Genomic DNA, 16,488 nt, shown 5'->3' on the forward strand with positions numbered 1-16,488 from the left:
AGAACACTTTGCGTAGAGTTAATTTTCTTCCTTTGGCGGCTGTATCCGGCTTTTGCTTTATGATGGCAATGTGCGGCCCAGCGCGTGCGCAAAGTGCCGATGATGATGGCCCAAGCAAGCCTAACATGCACCAGTTGTATCGCAGCTCGTCATTACCTAAGAACCACGCGGATTTCAGCCGTTTTACTTATCGCCCACCGGGGGATAAAGTTATTGAACAGCCTGATGCCTTCCGTTTGTTGTTCCGTACAAAAGACGGAAAGCCTGATGGCTGGGCTGAGCGCCGTGGCGATTCGGTTTTCTACTACGACAAAAACGGAAAAATTATGCGGGTGCAGCCTTTGAAGGCGGATATGACACCTTCAAACGAGTAGAACTCTAGCACTCGTTAGATTTTTTAGCCCGTTCCGCAGCATTGCGGGGCGGGTTTTTTTGTGCCTTGGCTGTGTGTTACGGATTGTCACTCTTAGTTGATAAAAATTATCAGTTGCAACAAATGGAAAAAATTTCTAAGAAGCCAGCCTCTTTATGTCGCTGCATAAACTTTTTTTTATGGCTCGCTACGAGCGCTGAATGAGTGAAACGAATGTCCAATAAAATGCCTGATTTCAGTCTGTTCACGGCCAAGGGTCACGCGCAGGAAACACCGCGTCAGTGGCAAACGCTTGCTATGCTGGCTATGGGGGCGGGTCTGGCTCATGTTGGACAAACTGCTGAAGCCCATGACATGGATGCTGCCAATGCGTCAGCTTCGGCTATTTCGCTTTCGACCGTGCGTGTCCATAGCCAGACAGATGTGAATTCAAGCAATGTTCAGGATAAAGCTCTGGGTATTCGCCGGATGCCGGGTACAGTGCACGATACGCCTCAGACAATTAACGTCGTACCAAAAGAACTTATTTCAGAACAAAAAGACTATACGCTTGAGCAGGCGCTAGAAAATGTTCCGGGCATTACACTCTCCACCGGGGAGGGAGCTGGTGGTTTGAATGGTAGCCAGTTCCGTATTCGTGGTCAGCAGGCGCGTGGCGATGTTTACGTCAATGGTCTGAAGGATTTTGGAACATACACACGCGACATGTTCAATACGGAGAGTGTTGAGGTCATCAAAGGCGCGAGCGGCAATTATTTTGGCGCAGGCAATGTGGGCGGTGTAATTAATCAAAACCTCAAAAAAGCAAATTTGCACAACGAGATTGATGCGGAACAGGCCATTGGTAGTGGCATGCAATACCGTGGTACTTTGGATATTAATCGCGCTCTGGGTGAGCATGCAGCGTTGCGTATTAACGGCATGTACAACAAGCAGGATATTGTAAACCGCAACAATCTTTTCTCGGATCGGTATGGCGTTGCGGCTGATTTAGGGCTGGGTCTACATACGGACACAACCTGGCACCTAAACTATCAATGGCTGAAGGGCCGTGAAGTCCCGGATTACGGTGTGCCCATGTTGCTCATTAACGGTGCGCCAACGTCGGCAACGGGTAAGTATGCGCCGATTACAGAGTACGGTCTTTCACCAAAAACTACATATGCGCGGAGTTTTGATAAGAACAATACGGATGTGCATATGCTGACATCCAGTCTTTCGTCGCGGCTCACGGCGTTTTTGGACGTGAGCAACGACACGCGTTTTAGTCACTACCATCGCCTCACATCCGCTACTGCTGTCAGCACATGCGGAACGACCACAAATTGTGCAGCACCGTTTTTCAGGGGGCAAAATCCCAACTTGCCCTACGGTGCGGGCGGTGGATTGGCTTATGACCAAGATGGTTATGGTGTGCAAAACATCTCGATGCTGCATGCTAATGTCAGCACATGGCGGTTCTCTCACGATGTTCGTGCTGGCGTAGATATTAATTATAACCGTGATGCCCGCATCTTGGGAACGTACGTGAACCGTGTGAATAATCAGAAGCTGATTAACCCACAATATGACTATTCCAACGTAAGTATTACGTTTCCTTCAACGGGAACGCGTATCACGGGATTTCGTGATTTAGGTTTATTCATCTCGGACCGTATCGCGCTGACGAAGCACGTGATGGTTTCCGGTGCTGTTCGGTGGGATTCCTTTGAGAGCACGTATTGGAATGCAATGACGGCCAATCGTGGAACGCAATCCCAGAAGTCAGACCGTTTCAGCCCTTCTGCCAACCTTATTTATAACTTCAATGATGCGATCAATGCGTATTTTACGTATTCTCGTAGCTATAAACCTGTTGGTGCAGATGGTTCATCCCTCGTTGTTCTATCGGAGGGAAATGGAGATGTTGCTGCGAACGGACGTGACCTCAGCCCCCAGCGTAGTGATCTGTACGAAGTGGGGGCCAAAGCCGATCTTTTGCAGAAGCGACTTGGCCTGACTGCGGCACTCTACAAAATTAATCAGAACCGTTCTTTTGCCTATGATCCACTTGGGAACCTTATTGTTGGTTCTTTGGATTCTGGATCGGGCCGTCGGACGCACGGTGTGGAGCTTAGTGCAACAGGGCAGATCACGCGCGATTGGGGCATTTACGCGAATTACGCTTACATGGCGGGAAAAGTCCGGGATAGCGCGCTGTACGACGGAAAAAGAGCACCACAGCTGCCGCGCAACAATTTTTCTATTTTCACAACCTATGACCTGAGCCGTCTGCTGCTGGGGCAGGAAAAGGGTGATCTGCTTATCGGTGGTGGTGCGCGTTATAACAGTGCTTATTTTGCAAATGAATCCAACAATGCCCGCGTCCCGTATGGCTTCTCGCTGAACACAATGATGTCTTACAAAATTGGACGTTACCGGGTGCAGTTTAACGCGAACAACCTGACCAATCATGTGAATTATAGCTCGGCATTTTCCTTCGGACGGGCTGTACCGCAGTCGGGCCGGATATTCTTGGGGAACGTCGGCATCACGTTCTAACGCAGCGAAGTGCGCGCTTGATTAAAACAAGCGCAGCACGCCGTTTTAAATGTGCGCTGCAGAGGCAGAATGCTGCGATTCAGTGGTAAAAAATGACGATACGCGGCACTATCCGGAAGAGCGTATGATTGGGTATTTGCTCCATTCATACGGGCTATAGGGAGCATGTCATGCCGCATATCGTTGTAAAATTATGGCCGGGTAAATCAGAGCAGCAAAAGCAGGAACTAGCAGAGGCACTGTCTCGGGACGTGATCCGGATTTTGGGCAGTAAGGAAAGATCTGTTTCAGTCGGGATTGAAGAAATTGCGCCAGATGATTGGCACGACGAGGTTTATAACCCTGATATCAGCGCAAAGCAGGCCTTACTCTACAAAAAGCCTGGTTATTCGATGTAATGAGCGATGGCAGGCCGATGAGAGCCTGCCATTTGTATTTTAGGCGGAAACCGGAATATTACGCAAAAATGCTACACTTTCGACGCAGGCAGCTGCGGCTTCACGGCCTTTGTTCTCAGCGTCTTTGCGTGAGCGAGCGATGGCCTGCTCTTCGGTATAGGTGGTGAGGATACCGAAAGCGATTGGTGTTTCAGTCGTGAGTTGGGCTTGCATGATGCCTATAGTCGCGCCGAGAGAGATGAACTCAAAATGCGCGGTATCGCCCTTAATGACACAGCCAAGGCAAATAACGCCTTCATAGCGGCCCGATTTGGCAAGGCGCTGCGCCAGTAAGGGAAGTTCAAATGCGCCCGGGGCGTCATAGACATCGACATCTGTGATGTCGCGTTCGCCGAGCCATTCCAGCGCGCCGTTTTTCAGGCCGCCGGTGATGTCGGTGTTAAAGCGACTGACAACCAAAGCGAGGCGCGGTGCAGGTGTCAGTTTCAGGTCCGGGGCAACGGGGATAGATTTGCTCATGATGTTTGTTCCTGCAGGAAATGCCCCATACGGGTACGTTTTGTCGAAAGATATGCTCGGTTAAATGGGTTTGCCGCGATTTCGAGGCGCTCCCGTGCTGTGACGTTAAAGCCAAAGCGGACAAGGTTGGATTCCTTGTCTGGATTGTTTGTGAGTAGGCGGAGCTTGTCCACACCGAGATGGCGTAGAATATCAGCAGCGGCGTCCCATTCACGGGCGTCGGCGGGCAGGCCGAGGGCCTCGTTTGCGTCTACTGTGTCCATGCCTTGATCTTGCAAAGTGTAGGCACGGATTTTGTTGGCCAATCCGATGCCACGCCCTTCATGTCCACGCAAATAGAGCAAAACGCCGGATTCAGACGCTGAAATACGCTCAAGAGCTTCGCGGAGTTGGGCACCACAATCGCAGCGCAGAGAGCCTAGAGCATCTCCGGTCACGCATTCTGAGTGAAGGCGCACAAGAGGAGTGCCTTGGGTGGGGTCACCTTTGACAAGTGCAACATGCTCCACCCCATCGACAGCACGGAAGGCATGAATACGCAGATCGTGCCCACCAAATAAGCTGGGTAAAGCAGATGAGGCGATGGCTTCTGCTGGTGGCGGTACAGGAGTTGTGACGGGTGTTGCTTCCGGCACTGCGTCGCGTCCGTTAACCCGACACCACGCTTGCAGCTCGGCAATGCTGATGAGGGGTAGGCCATGTTTGGCAGCGTATCGCCGTAGTTCCGGCAGGCGCATCATGCTGCCGTCATCGGCCATAATCTCGCAAATGACACCAGCGGGCTGCAATCCTGCTAGGCGTGCGAGGTCAATGGAGCCTTCTGTGTGCCCATTGCGCGCGACGACGCCTTGAGGGTGGGCGCGGAGAGGAAAAATGTGGCCGGGGGAAATAACATCATCTGCGACTGCATCAGGATGAGCGGCTACAACGATAGTCCGTGCGCGGTCAGCGGCGGAAATACCCGTGGTTACCCCGGTTGCAGCTTCGATTGAAATGGTGAAGGCCGTGCCACGCGGGTCACGGTTTTTTTCAACCATAGGAGGCAGGTTCAGGCGGTCTGCCTGTTCCGCTTCCAAGGGTAGGCAAATGAGGCCCCGAGCCTCTCTAGCCATGAAGTTAATGGCCTCGGCCGTGGCGAACTGAGCCGCCATGACGAGGTCACCTTCATTTTCGCGGTTCTCGTCATCGACCATGACGACCATGCCGCCCCGGCGGTAGGCGTCAATAGCGGCTTTGAGTTGTGGGGTCATGGCTGTGTGCCTTGTGTGTGCGGAGAAAAGCGCACGAGATTCTCAACATATTTGGCAAGGACATCGACCTCGACATTTATTTTGGTGTTGAGAGTGAGGCTGGAAAGGTTCGTATGCTCCCAAGTGTGGGGGATGATGGTGAGACCGACTTCAAAGCCCTTTAGTCCGTCATAGGTGATGGAATCGTAGAGGGCGTTTACGGTCAGACTTATGCCATCGAACGTTATCGATCCCTTTTCGACAACATAACGCCGCAGATCTTGCGGCGCGAAAACGCGCAGCACATGGGAATCCCCTTCATGGGAATGGCCTGTAAGGATTGCTACGCCATCGACATGGCCTTGTACGATGTGGCCAGATAAACGGGTGCTTGCTGCGACAGCGCGCTCTAGATTTACAAAAGCGCCTGTGGTGAGCGCACCGAGAGGTGTACGGGAAAGAGTCTCACCGCTGAGGTGGAAAGAAGCAATACCGGTGTTATCGAAGGACTGGACAGTAAGACAGACGCCGTTGACGGCTATGCTTTCGCCGAGTTCGAGGTCTGTGATGTGAGTGTCCACAGTGAGGTCCATAGCGGAATCACGGAGGGATACGGCACGGACGGTGCCCAGACGTTCGATTATTCCGGAGAACATGTTTTTTCCCTCAACAGGCGCAGGGGGCTCAATCCATGAGGGTTGGAACCTGGCTGCGTTGTTAGTTCGATGCGGTCGATAGTGTCGGTTTTGGAAATGGTAAGCCAATCGTCCCAGAGGTTAAGTTCAGAGACGGCTTTGAGGAGGCCCGGGCCAGCTTCGACCATGGCCCAGTTGACGCCGCGTTCTGCCAAAAGGGTAGGAACACTGGCGAGGTCGTTGCTGACCAAAACGGTAAAGCCAGCTTCGGCCATGCGTGCTCGCCATAGGCTTGGCACACGGCCAAAGGGACCACCGCTGCGGTCACAGACAACCACAATGCGTGGACCCCGACTAGAATGGTCAGGGATATGCCGCACTGTGAAAGAGGGGTCATCCGTCAGTACCGTGCCTATACCTGTAATGATGGCATCTGTGGCGCGGCGCAGACGATGGGCAAATGTCAGGGAGGAGGCCGATGTGAACGTCTTCTGCCCCTTAGGGGGGATCATGGAGCCTGCTTCGTTGCAAGCTTGTTTTACGCTGATCCATGGCCGCTGATGTAATACGCGCTGCGTGAAAGGCGCAATCAGGGCTGTGCAATCCTCGGCGAGGTCCGCAAGTTCTGCATGTTCGGACAGGAACGTGACGTTGCGGCCACCCGGTGCGGTCTTTAGACGTACAGCACCACCGGAAGCTTTTGGGTTTGGGTCAGCGGCGCCGATCCAAATATCTTTGGCTGGTGTGTTGAGCAAAGCTTCGCTGCAGGGAGGGGTACGGCCTGTGTGGTTGCATGGCTCTAATGTGACGAGAGCTGTGTGGACACGGTCAAGAACGCCTTTTTGGTGTGCGTCGTTAATGGCCATGATTTCGGCGTGCGGGGCGCCAACTTTTGGGTGTGTGCCTGACGCAAGAACGGCACCGTGCCGATCTAGTAATGCACAGCCGACGGAAGGATTAGGAGCCGTCGCGCCGAGAGTATCTGCAGTCCGCGCGATAAGAGCATGAAATATCGGCCGAATTTGCGCTGGGGAGAGCGCTAAAGCAGAAGGGTTGAGTGCATAGGTCAAGGCGCGTCACTTACTTCCCGGTTGGGCATTCCAGATAGGAACGCTTCCAAGGCGCACGCCGCACAGTTCCAAGGCCGATGTGTGGACGCATCGATGCCGTACACAACGCCGGACCCTTGGGGCCGTTACTGCGTTCTCTTTCATCCGGACTATGACCGTCGGCTCCGGAATTACACCGGATCTGCTTGACCCCCAGTCTTGTGTGACTGGGGCGCTCGCGGGCTTTGTAAAGCTAGTGCCATACATTACCGCCGGTGGGGAATTACACCCCGCCCTGAGAACGTTTGTTCAATGGATAATTTATGGGGAGCTAATTCGAAATTTGCAAGTAAAACTGTCGAATCTAATGTGTGGGTTAGTGCAATGTTATGGAATTTCACGCGAGGGAATAGGGACATTGCAGAGCGCAACACCGTGAGCGGCATATACGAAAAACGGGTCTGTTCGTGCTGCACGGGCTGCAAGATAGGCGTCGAAAGTTGGGGTATTGGTTTTGAGTGTCTGAATATGGAGCTGTTGTGCTGGAGGGAGATCAGCGCTCAGGCGTACAGTTTGTATTCTAATATTCTCGTGTGGGTTGGTGTAAAAACCAAGCGGCCCCTTACCGCGAGGTAGGGCGCTCAGTATTTCCATCCCAGAGACTACGCGACCGATGACGGCCAAGTTACGGTCAAGTTGACGTGGGGCTTCACCGTTAACAACGTATAATTCCTGCCCGTTGCCGGTATCTGGTGGAACATCCCGCGCTACGCCGATCATGCCATAACATTGGGCGGGCCAGAGATGGGTATTGTCGCTACCGACGGCCCATCCGTCTAAGAAACCAACTTCTGGTGCATAAGAATCGGTAAAACCGAGTGGTCGGAACGGTTCGTTTGCGCGTGCTATGTCGTATTCCGCAGGGGGGTGGTCAATGAAGCCCTTTGGTGCTTTTGCGGCTTCATCGCGGATTTTCCATTGGGCGACGTAATTATCTTGCGACCGCACAATCTCGCCTCGGTCCCAAGCGTGATTCTGCGCAAGACGCACCACATTAGAGACATGGGCGGGGGCGAAGTGAGGTGCAAGCTCTATATTGATCCGCCGCCCGTCGCTCAGTGTCATAACAAGCAGGTTTTCCGCGGGTATGGTTTGCCATGCTGAAGCGGGGGCTTGTGCAACAATTTCTGTCGGAGTGAGGGGGGGGGCCGCTGCTTGCGCGACGACTGTTGTGAGAAACAAGAGAGGAGCAATAAGGGAAAGGTGTTTGCGTTGCATAAATACTTCCCACGTTAGAGTTGATGATAATTTTTTTTGTAATAACAAATAATTATCTATTATGTTTAGATTAAAAATGAAATAAATATATTATAATAAGCTATTAAGTAAATTTAAAAATAAATACATTTCTATTTTGCAGGCCATAAGGTGGTACATATTTATTTTTTATTGTGTCTTATGGTGTAAAGGATCGGTTTTACCGATAATATTTCAATCAGGTTTTTATATATGCAGATTGTTAAAGCATTGATTTAAATAAAATATTTGTTTTTTATCAAGGAGACCAAAAAATTTTCACACGTTCAGGCATCGGAAAATACTATTACCGAGTAGCTTTTTATTAACAATAGTCTGTTTTAAGATAATTAGGTTAGTTTTTATAAAACAAAGGCCCTTTCACAGATGGCAATGCCACAAAATACAACGCTTACATTGAACGTACTTCAACTTTCAATTTCACAAAGCCAGACCGATAATAATGGTCTTTTATTCTCAAGAAATCAGACGAAATACGAGTACACCGTAGGTGGAAATAGTGGGAATGTGGGAAGAGGGAAAAATACTCTTTCAAATAACGTTAAAGTAACATTTGGGCCAAACAATACTATATCATTTGTTGATGCTAATGGTGTTGCTAGAAATGTAACATATAGCATTATAGATACGACCTCGTCTTCGAACATTGTTTTGATTAAAGACTCGTCAAATAGCCTTGATTGGTGGATTTTATCTACGCCAGACGTCAATATGCGCAATGGCGACAAGATTGTGCATAACTATGACAATCAAAGCTTTGGGACGGATCAGACGTCGTGGACTTACAAATCTGGCAGCAATGGTTCTTCGCTGACATTTCGTCCTTCTGACGGGCGGTCCGTATCGCTGTGCTTCCTTAAGGGGGCAATGATTAAAACTCCGCACTCGGAAAAAGCTGTTGAAGATGTGCGTGTGGGTGATGAGGTCACGGTTTTTGTCGATGGCAAAGAACAAACAGACGTTGTGAGCTGGGTTGGACAGGCCACATGCGTGGTCAATGTTCAGTTGACAGATGATGAGTCAGGTTATCCGGTTCGCATCAAAAAAGATGCCGTCGCTGAGGGTGTACCTGAGCGGGATTTGTTGGTTACAGCTGAGCATTGCCTATTTTTTGATGGGAAATTTATTCCTGCGCGCATGCTCGTGAATGGACAGTCCATCGTCTACGATAAGAGCCATGCAAGCTACGATTACTATCATATTGAGACAGCTAAGCACTCCGTCATCATGGCGAATGGTGTGCTGACAGAAAGCTACCTCGATACAGGCAATCGCTCCTCTTTCAGCAGCGGTAATGTTTTCTTTATGGGGTATGAGGCAAAGTCGTGGGCTGAGGATGCAGCAGCTGAGCTTTGCACCAGCGCGGAAGTTGTGGAGCCCATTTACCGCAATATTGAGCAACGTGCCGTGGCGTGTGCCAAAGGCGCTGATACCGCCAAGCGTGATGTTACAAACAACGCAAATGTAGCATTGTTAACGGAAAGCGGCCTGTTGCTTGAGCCTATTCGTGAAACAAACGGGCATCTGATTTTCATTATTGCTGGGGATGTTCAGTCAGTAAGAATTCTGTCTCGTTCATCGCGTCCATGTGACACGATCGGGCCTTACTGGGATGACCGCCGTTACTTTGGTGTTGGTGTTAGCGACGTTCACGTTTTTGAATGGAATGCCAAAACCAGTGTCACAACCTATCAGGAGATTGCAAACCTCGAGGGTTGGCATGAACTTGATGCAGATTCGGGCATGCGCTGGACAACGGGTGATGCTTTCTTACCGTTGAATCGCCAAAAGCCAGAAGAGCAAGCAATCCTGAGCGTAAAGGTTCAGTCAGGCACATATTTGCTGAGCGACGAAGCGCCGAAATTGAGTGCGCGTTCAGCCTGAATGCGTAGCCCTCTGCTGCCGTAACGGACGGCAGAGGTGCCTTCTGGCGCGCAACAGCGACAGGGAGTGAACATTTGAACCGTTGATGCGCTCTTAGCTGAGTGATGATGACGGAGAATGTTTCATGGCGGGCAATGATTCTGATCGTAAGCCGGTAGTTGTTTGGTTCCGACACGATTTGCGTCTGGATGACCATCCAGCTTTTGTAGCGGCCGCTGCGACGGGATCGCCCGTCATATGTGTCTATATTCTTGATAAAACAACGTATCTGGAGTCATCCATTGGTGGGGCGTATCAATGGTGGCTGCATGACGCTCTCGCTTCTCTCAACGCAGAGCTTGAGGAGCTAGGCGGGTATTTGCTCACGTTTGAAGGGCGGGCAGATGAGATATTGCCTGAAATAGTGCGGCAGTCAGGTGCTGCGAGCGTCTTTGCCCATCACCGTGTCCTTGATAAAGAACGCCAGCAAGACCAGCATATTTCCAGTCTCTTGAGCGAAATGGGTGTTGGTTTTCAACTGGATTGGGGCACAACGCTTAGACATCCCTGCGATGTACTCACGAAAGAGCGGCGTTCTTACAAGGTCTATACGGCGTTTTGGAAAGTGCTGCGCTCTTTGGGGGCGGAGGAGCCCGTAGATGTACCAGAGCATGTGCAGTTCAGTGCGCATGGGGATGATTTATTAAAAGATCAGCGTCTGAACGCTGCGAATCTGCGCTCTGAAAAACCGGACTGGGCGGCAGGTTTCAGGGCTAGCTGGCGTGTTGATAGTCATGCTGCGCACCAAGCGTTAGATGTGTTTTTGGATGATCATTGTTCGGAATATGCTACGGCGCGAGACCATATGGCGGAGGAGGGAACCTCGCGGCTATCAGCCTATTTGGCGAGCGGATTGATTTCGCCAAGACGGGTGTGGAGTGAGGTCCATAAGCGGAATGAGAAAGGCAAAGGAGCGGAGGTATTTGCGTCCGAAATTGGTTGGCGTGAGTTCGCTCACTATACCCTATTTCACACGCCGTCCCTGCCGTACGAAAGTATTACTGAGAAGTTCCGCGCTCTTCCTTGGCGGAAATCTGCGCATGACTTGAAGGCATGGCAGCGCGGGAAAACGGGGGTGCCGATAGTGGACGCAGCGATGCGCCAGTTATGGCAGACTGGGTGGATGCATAATCGCGCCCGCATGATTGTGGGCTCTTTTTTGACCAAGCACCTGTTGATCAACTGGCAGGAGGGTGAGGCGTGGTTCCGTGACACGTTGGTGGATTACGACGCAGCAAGCAATGCTATGAATTGGCAATGGGTGTCGGGGACAGGCATTGACGCAGCGCCATTTTTTCGGGTGTTCAATCCAACACTACAGGCTGAAAAATTTGACCCAGATGGCGTCTACCTCAAGCGCTGGGTCCCTGAGTTGAGCAAATTGTCCGGGAAAGTATTGTTCGAGCCTTGGAAAGCGTCCGAGGCTACGCTGCGTGCTGCGGGTGTAACGTTGGGTAAAAATTACCCGCAGCCAATCGTCGATCTACCCGAAGGCCGTGATAGGGCTTTGTCGGCGTTCAAGGCGCTCTAAAAGCAGCGCCCCTTCTCGAAGGCGCTGTTTCAAGGTGCTTCGAGAGGGCGTGCTTGATCAGGAAGCATGATGGGGATGCCGTCTCTGATCGGGTACGCGCAGCGCGCTTTTTGGCTTACAAGCTCTTGCTTGGCGCTATCGTAAGTGAGGGGCCCCTTGGTAAGCGGGCAGACCAGAGCGGATAGGAGGCGTGGGTCGAGTTCAGATGTCATGTCTTATTCCATGCCTTGGCGAAGCAGAGTGAGCAAGAGTTCAGCTCGGTCTTTGGGGTGTTGTGCCTCTAGAAGGAGTTGCTTCTCTTCGTCCTCAAAAGGAATGAGCATTGGTAGAACAATGAGCAGAGCTTCGTCGTCCAGTTCGTCCAGCAAAGTCCAGTCGGTTCTAAGATCCCGGGCGGCAAGGTAGTCCTTAAGGGTGTTGAGCAAAGCCTCGCGCCCAACGGGCATTGCCGAGGTATCCATCATATCCTCAACATAGCCGGAAACGTCGATGGCGCCTTCGCGCCAGCCATGGTCGGTTGGTTTGTCCTGCAGCAGGCGAAAGCGCGCAACTCCATGCAGGACAATCATGAAAGTACCGTCAATCTGTTCGGCAAATTCCACGATGCGCCCAACGGCACCAACTTTGTGTAGTGGGGGATTGTCAAGCAATGCGTCGTCTTCATCATCGTCCAAGGGTTGGATAATGCCGATGAGGCGGTGCTGTGCCAGAGCGTTTTCGAGGAGGGCAATGTAGCGTGGCTCAAAAACCTGGAGGGGCAGTCGCCCTCCGGGCAGGAGAACTGCGCCTGGAAGGACAAACAGGCCAAGGCGCGGCGGCATATCTGCAAGAGTAAGTTCATTCAGCGGCGCAACGCGGCGCGGAATATCAGGCAGAGCGATGAGGTTGTTGAAGTCTTGTGGCGTCATCAGGAAAACAGCAATGCTGAGAGTTTGCGGCGAGCCGCTAGTGTGTTGGGGTCGGTGTGGCCCCACGCCTCAAAAAAACGGAGGAGTTCGGTGCGCGCAGCACCGTCATTCCAATCACGTTCTGCGCGGATGATGGATAGGAGTGTCTCGGCGGCTTCTGTCCGTTGTCCTGCGGCGTTAAGTGCGGCGGCAAGTTCTAGGCGGACTGTAAAATCATCGGGAGAGGCGAGAGCCTTTTGCTTGAGCGTATCCAGTTGGGCTGCGGCCTGAGCGCTTTCTTTGTGAAAAGTTAGCGCGGCGCGTGCGCCAGTAATTTCTGGATGTGCGTCAAGCTTGCTGGGAACTTGGCTAGAGGCATCCTCGGCGGCTTCGGTCTCGTTGAGGGCGATGAGTGCGCGGATGATGCCTCCCCAAGCTTCTGGATTCTCTTCTTCGGTTTCGAGTACGGCACCAAACAAGCCCGCAGCTTCAGCAGCGAGACCTTCGGATAAGGCTTTTTTTCCAGCTGACAGCATCTCCGTAGCGGGCATAGCGCCGCCGCTTTCTTTAAGGACCGTTTCAACAAAGCGTTTAACGGCACTCTCGGACTGGGCGCCTTGCACTGCGTCGAGCACTTGGCCCTTCCAGAAAGCTACAACGAGTGGAATGGACTGGAGGGGTAAGCCCATTTGGCTAAGCTGCGCGGCGAGGCTCTGGTTGGCCTCAATATCCAGTTTGACAAGGCGTACGCGTCCTTGTGCTGCCTGAATGACTTTTTCCAGAACGGGTGTGAACTGACGGCAGGGGCCGCACCATGGTGCCCAAAAATCTACGAGAATAGGGATAGTGTTACTGGCTTCTATGACGTCTGCCATGAAATTTTTTTGGTCAGTATCAATGATAATATTACTGCTGGCCGCCGGAGTTTGGCCGATAAGGGGTTCTTCAAAAGTGCTCATAAGTCAGGTGTCCTAGGGGTGTTTGGTTCATTCTTGTTAAAAAGAAGATCGGACGATGCTGACAAAGACGCAAGAGGCTAAGAAAAACAGAGTGGTGTGTATTTTTCGCTTGCGCGGCGAGAGAAACTGGTTCATAAGCCCGTCCAACGGAGTGCGGGTGTAGCTCAGGGGTAGAGCACAACCTTGCCAAGGTTGGGGTCGTGGGTTCGAATCCCATCACCCGCTCCAGTTATAAAAAAGGCGCCGCAAGGCGCCTTTTTTCGTTTCTGCTAAATTTTTTAAAAATGTCATAAAGGCTTATTTTCTCTCTTGCGCGGCGAGAGAAACTGGTTCATAAGCCCGTCCAACGGAGTGCGGGTGTAGCTCAGGGGTAGAGCACAACCTTGCCAAGGTTGGGGTCGTGGGTTCGAATCCCATCACCCGCTCCAGTTATGAAAAAGGCGCCGTAAGGCGCCTTTTTTCGTTTCTGCGCTTGGCGCGTAGAAAGGTTTTCTGCCCGAAGCAATGTCCGGGCAGAAAGGCAGTCTTACTTAGCGGCTGCAATAGCGCTTTCGATAGATGCATAGGCCTCTTCTTTGGAAGCCCAGCCCGTTACCTTTACCCATTTTCCGGGTTCAAGGTCTTTGTAGCGCTCGAAGAAGTGCGTAATCGCTTGGCGTGTAATTTCTGGCAGATCATCGACAGACGTAATGTCTTTGTACTGCGTGTGCACCTTGTCGTGCGGGACGCAGATGATCTTTTCGTCAACGCCGCTTTCATCTTCCATCTTCAGCATGCCGATTGGGCGTGCGCGGATGACTGCGCCGGGTACGATTGCGGCAGGTGCCAGTACCAGTGCGTCTGACGGGTCACCGTCGGCGGCAAGTGTGCCAGGGATGAAGCCGTATGCAGCTGGGTATGCCATTGGCGTGAAGATGATGCGATCTACGATCAATGCGCCGCTGTCTTTATCGACTTCGTACTTGACCTGAGAGCCCTGCGGAATCTCGATAACCACGTTGATATCGCGTGGCGCGTCTTTGCCGGTCGGGATCTTGCTGATGTCCATGAAAAAGGCACCTTGTCATGCTGTGAATGGAACCAAGATTGATCTTACTGGGCTGCTTTCACTCTGCCCAGCCCCCTTGGTATCTTTGCTGGGAGAATAAAAGTGCGGCCGATATGAGGTTTTTCGCACAACGGCTCTTGCAAAAAACGTCCAGTTGCGCGATTTGCTGCAATTAACCGCGCGCCTGTAGCTCAATTGGTTAGAGCCGTCCGCTCATAACGGATTGGTTGGGGGTTCAAGTCCCTCCGGGCGCACGGTAATTCTTTCGAGCCCGCATAATGCGCGCAGCTCAGCTTCTCACTCCACCTTCTCGATTTGGGAGACCTGCCATGGCCGCCTATCAATACGTCTACGTCATGAAGGATCTGACCAAGGCCTATCCCGGTGGGCGAGAGGTCTTCAAGGGCATCACGCTTTCGTTCCTGCCGGGCGTTAAGATCGGTGTTCTTGGCGTCAACGGTGCTGGTAAATCGACCTTGCTTAAGGTCATTGCAGGCATTGAAAAAGAGTATGGCGGCGAAGCATGGGCTGCTGATGGCGTTAAGATCGGCTATCTTGAGCAAGAGCCAAAGCTTGATGAGAGCTTGACGGTCGGTGAGAACGTCGCCCTCGGCTTTGGCGAGTTGAAGCAAGCTGTAGACCGGTTCAACGAAATTTCTATGCAATTCGCTGAGCCAATGTCTGATGACGAGATGACAGCACTCTTGGCAGAGCAAGCCGAGCTGCAGGAAAAGATCGACGCAGGCGATGGCTGGGAGCTGGACCGCAAGCTAGACATCGCTTTGGATGCGCTGCGTTGCCCGCCTGCTGATAGCTCAGTCGAGAAGTTGTCCGGTGGTGAACGTCGCCGCGTAGCGCTGTGCCGTTTGCTGCTCGAAAAGCCAGACATGCTGCTGCTTGACGAACCAACCAACCATCTTGATGCCGAAAGCGTCTCTTGGCTGGAGAAGACGCTGCGTGACTATCAAGGCACCGTGATGGTCATTACCCATGACCGTTACTTCCTCGACAACGTCACGAACTGGATTTTGGAGCTCGAGCGCGGGCGCGGTTATCCATTTGAGGGCAACTACTCTTCTTGGCTGGAACAGAAGCAGAAGCGTCTGGCACAGGAAGAAAAGGAAGAGAGCGCCCGCCAGCGTGCGCTTGCAGCAGAGCGTGAGTGGATTTCGGCTTCTCCGAAGGCGCGTCAGGCCAAAAGTAAAGCACGTATCACGCGCTATGAAGATATGCTTGCAGCGAATGCTGAGCGTGCAGGCGGTACGGCAGATATCGTTATCACACCGGGCCCACGCCTTGGTGGTACGGTTATTGAAGCTGAAAACCTGCGTAAGGGTTACGGCGATCGTCTTTTGATTGATGGCTTGAACTTCAAGCTGCCACCGGGTGGTATCGTCGGTGTAATTGGGCCAAACGGCGCAGGTAAGTCCACGCTGTTTAAGATGATCACGGGTCAGGATCAGCCGGATGAGGGTTCACTGAAAGTTGGTGAAACCGTTAAGCTTGGTTATGTCGATCAGTCCCGCGATACGCTGGATGACAGCAAGACCGTTTGGGAAGAGATTTCCGGCGGGACGGATGTTATTCACCTTGGCAAGCGGACGGTACCGTCACGCGCTTACGTCGGTGCCTTCAACTTCAAAGGTTCTGACCAACAAAAGCGCGTTGGTGTCCTGTCAGGTGGTGAGCGTAACCGCGTCCACTTAGCGAAAATGCTGAAGCAAGACAGCAACGTCATCCTGCTTGACGAACCGACCAACGATCTTGACGTCGACACTCTGCGTGCGCTCGAAGATGCTTTGGCTGAGTTCGCTGGTTGCGCCGTGGTCATCTCCCATGATCGCTGGTTCCTTGACCGTCTGGCAACGCATATTCTGGCCTTTGAGGGTGATAGCCACGTTGAGTGGTTTGAAGGTAACTTCCAAGCTTACGAAGAAGACAAGCGACGTCGTTTGGGCGCTGATGCTACGGAGCCCAGTCGTATCAAGTACCGGCCAGTTGCACGCTAAGTGGTTTAGGTGATTTGATAGCCGGTGGGGTTTTCCCACCGGCTTTTTTTTGACCTGATTATATTGAGGA

The 16,488-nt window shown here is 52.1% G+C and carries 15 protein-coding genes, 3 tRNA genes and 1 riboswitch; of the genes, 9 read left to right on the top strand and 9 right to left on the bottom strand.

Annotation, left to right across the window (positions count from 1 at the left end):
- The first annotated feature begins 8 nt into the window (after positions 1–8).
- The 3 genes from D5366_RS06190 to D5366_RS06200 all read left to right on the top strand — a co-directional run bounded on the left by D5366_RS06190 (position 9) and on the right by D5366_RS06200 (position 3,312).
- Entirely contained in the window at positions 9–374 is a 366-nt protein-coding gene (locus D5366_RS06190) for a hypothetical protein (RefSeq protein ID WP_240775187.1), read from the top strand.
- 212 nt (positions 375–586) lie between these two features.
- Positions 587–2,914, top strand: a complete 2,328-nt coding sequence (locus D5366_RS06195; protein WP_240775188.1) for a TonB-dependent receptor — start codon at positions 587–589, stop codon at positions 2,912–2,914.
- Positions 2,915–3,084: 170 nt separating this feature from the next.
- Complete coding sequence (locus tag D5366_RS06200; protein WP_141492731.1) at positions 3,085–3,312, top strand: tautomerase family protein; 228 nt, start codon at positions 3,085–3,087, stop codon at positions 3,310–3,312.
- Between the two features lie 39 nt (positions 3,313–3,351).
- Here D5366_RS06200 and ribH read toward each other — a convergent pair whose 3' ends face one another.
- From ribH to D5366_RS06225, 5 genes are all read right to left on the bottom strand, one after another.
- Entirely contained in the window at positions 3,352–3,831 is a 480-nt protein-coding gene (ribH, locus tag D5366_RS06205) for a 6,7-dimethyl-8-ribityllumazine synthase (RefSeq protein WP_141492732.1), read from the bottom strand.
- Positions 3,828–5,081, bottom strand: a complete 1,254-nt coding sequence (gene ribB / locus D5366_RS06210) for a 3,4-dihydroxy-2-butanone-4-phosphate synthase (RefSeq protein ID WP_141492733.1) — start codon at positions 5,079–5,081, stop codon at positions 3,828–3,830. Before ribB ends, ribH begins: the two co-directional genes overlap by 4 nt.
- The gene (locus D5366_RS06215) at positions 5,078–5,716 is read right to left on the bottom strand and encodes a riboflavin synthase (protein ID WP_141492734.1); all 639 of its coding nucleotides are present in this window, start codon (positions 5,714–5,716) and stop codon (positions 5,078–5,080) included. Before D5366_RS06215 ends, ribB begins: the two co-directional genes overlap by 4 nt.
- Positions 5,701–6,765: a bifunctional diaminohydroxyphosphoribosylaminopyrimidine deaminase/5-amino-6-(5-phosphoribosylamino)uracil reductase RibD gene (gene ribD / locus D5366_RS06220; RefSeq protein ID WP_240775189.1), complete on the bottom strand. Its 1,065-nt coding sequence runs from the start codon at positions 6,763–6,765 to the stop codon at positions 5,701–5,703. Before ribD ends, D5366_RS06215 begins: the two co-directional genes overlap by 16 nt.
- 128 nt (positions 6,766–6,893) lie before the next feature.
- Positions 6,894–7,051: riboswitch (FMN riboswitch) on the bottom strand.
- Positions 7,052–7,131: 80 nt separating this feature from the next.
- Entirely contained in the window at positions 7,132–8,022 is an 891-nt protein-coding gene (locus D5366_RS06225; RefSeq protein WP_141492735.1) for a peptidylprolyl isomerase, read from the bottom strand.
- Positions 8,023–8,427: 405 nt separating this feature from the next.
- Between D5366_RS06225 and D5366_RS06230 the strand changes: the two genes are divergently transcribed.
- Together D5366_RS06230 and D5366_RS06235 are read left to right on the top strand one after the other, a co-directional pair.
- Positions 8,428–9,945, top strand: coding sequence for a Hint domain-containing protein (locus D5366_RS06230; protein ID WP_141492736.1), 1,518 nt, complete (start codon positions 8,428–8,430; stop codon positions 9,943–9,945).
- Positions 9,946–10,069: 124 nt separating this feature from the next.
- On the top strand, positions 10,070–11,515 hold the full coding sequence (locus D5366_RS06235) for a cryptochrome/photolyase family protein (RefSeq protein WP_141492737.1): 1,446 nt from the start codon (positions 10,070–10,072) through the stop codon (positions 11,513–11,515).
- Between the two features lie 29 nt (positions 11,516–11,544).
- Here D5366_RS06235 and D5366_RS06240 read toward each other — a convergent pair whose 3' ends face one another.
- The 3 genes from D5366_RS06240 to D5366_RS06250 are packed head-to-tail and all read right to left on the bottom strand — an operon-like array spanning position 11,545 to position 13,361.
- Complete coding sequence (locus tag D5366_RS06240) at positions 11,545–11,727, bottom strand: Trm112 family protein (RefSeq protein ID WP_141492738.1); 183 nt, start codon at positions 11,725–11,727, stop codon at positions 11,545–11,547.
- A gap of 3 nt (positions 11,728–11,730) precedes the next feature.
- Positions 11,731–12,423, bottom strand: coding sequence for an LON peptidase substrate-binding domain-containing protein (locus D5366_RS06245; protein ID WP_141492739.1), 693 nt, complete (start codon positions 12,421–12,423; stop codon positions 11,731–11,733).
- Entirely contained in the window at positions 12,423–13,361 is a 939-nt protein-coding gene (locus D5366_RS06250; protein ID WP_141492740.1) for a tetratricopeptide repeat protein, read from the bottom strand. The genes D5366_RS06245 and D5366_RS06250 overlap by 1 nt, the downstream gene beginning before the upstream one ends.
- A 153-nt stretch (positions 13,362–13,514) precedes the next feature.
- On the opposite strand from D5366_RS06250, the gene D5366_RS06255 reads away from it, so the two are divergent.
- Together D5366_RS06255 and D5366_RS06260 are read left to right on the top strand one after the other, a co-directional pair.
- Positions 13,515–13,589 (top strand) — tRNA-Gly (locus D5366_RS06255).
- Between the two features lie 125 nt (positions 13,590–13,714).
- Positions 13,715–13,789 (top strand) — tRNA-Gly (locus tag D5366_RS06260).
- A 98-nt stretch (positions 13,790–13,887) separates the two neighbouring features.
- On the opposite strand, the gene ppa is transcribed toward D5366_RS06260, so the two are convergent.
- Positions 13,888–14,409, bottom strand: coding sequence for an inorganic diphosphatase (gene ppa / locus D5366_RS06265; RefSeq protein WP_141492741.1), 522 nt, complete (start codon positions 14,407–14,409; stop codon positions 13,888–13,890).
- A 180-nt stretch (positions 14,410–14,589) separates the two neighbouring features.
- Here ppa and D5366_RS06270 point away from each other — a divergent pair.
- Positions 14,590–14,663, top strand: a tRNA-Ile gene (locus tag D5366_RS06270).
- Between the two features lie 75 nt (positions 14,664–14,738).
- Positions 14,739–16,418, top strand: coding sequence for an energy-dependent translational throttle protein EttA (gene ettA / locus D5366_RS06275; RefSeq protein ID WP_141492742.1), 1,680 nt, complete (start codon positions 14,739–14,741; stop codon positions 16,416–16,418).
- The last annotated feature ends 70 nt before the right edge of the window (positions 16,419–16,488 follow it).

This window comes from Neokomagataea tanensis (assembly GCF_006542335.1).
Lineage (GTDB): Bacteria > Pseudomonadota > Alphaproteobacteria > Acetobacterales > Acetobacteraceae > Gluconobacter > Gluconobacter tanensis.

Bases quoted from the DNA above. Each gene is read 5' to 3' on its own strand.
- ettA (WP_141492742.1), top strand. From the start codon at position 14,739: ATGGCCGCCTATCAATACGTCTACGTCATGAAGGATCTGACCAAGGCC.
- D5366_RS06200 (WP_141492731.1), top strand. From the start codon at position 3,085: ATGCCGCATATCGTTGTAAAATTATGGCCGGGTAAATCAGAGCAGCAA.
- D5366_RS06250 (WP_141492740.1), bottom strand. From the start codon at position 13,361: ATGAGCACTTTTGAAGAACCCCTTATCGGCCAAACTCCGGCGGCCAGC.
- D5366_RS06240 (WP_141492738.1), bottom strand. From the start codon at position 11,727: ATGACATCTGAACTCGACCCACGCCTCCTATCCGCTCTGGTCTGCCCG.
- D5366_RS06245 (WP_141492739.1), bottom strand. From the start codon at position 12,423: ATGACGCCACAAGACTTCAACAACCTCATCGCTCTGCCTGATATTCCG.
- D5366_RS06215 (WP_141492734.1), bottom strand. From the start codon at position 5,716: ATGTTCTCCGGAATAATCGAACGTCTGGGCACCGTCCGTGCCGTATCC.
- D5366_RS06195 (WP_240775188.1), top strand. From the start codon at position 587: ATGTCCAATAAAATGCCTGATTTCAGTCTGTTCACGGCCAAGGGTCAC.
- ppa (WP_141492741.1), bottom strand. From the start codon at position 14,409: ATGGACATCAGCAAGATCCCGACCGGCAAAGACGCGCCACGCGATATC.
- ribH (WP_141492732.1), bottom strand. From the start codon at position 3,831: ATGAGCAAATCTATCCCCGTTGCCCCGGACCTGAAACTGACACCTGCA.
- ribB (WP_141492733.1), bottom strand. From the start codon at position 5,081: ATGACCCCACAACTCAAAGCCGCTATTGACGCCTACCGCCGGGGCGGC.
- D5366_RS06225 (WP_141492735.1), bottom strand. From the start codon at position 8,022: ATGCAACGCAAACACCTTTCCCTTATTGCTCCTCTCTTGTTTCTCACA.
- D5366_RS06235 (WP_141492737.1), top strand. From the start codon at position 10,070: ATGGCGGGCAATGATTCTGATCGTAAGCCGGTAGTTGTTTGGTTCCGA.
- D5366_RS06230 (WP_141492736.1), top strand. From the start codon at position 8,428: ATGGCAATGCCACAAAATACAACGCTTACATTGAACGTACTTCAACTT.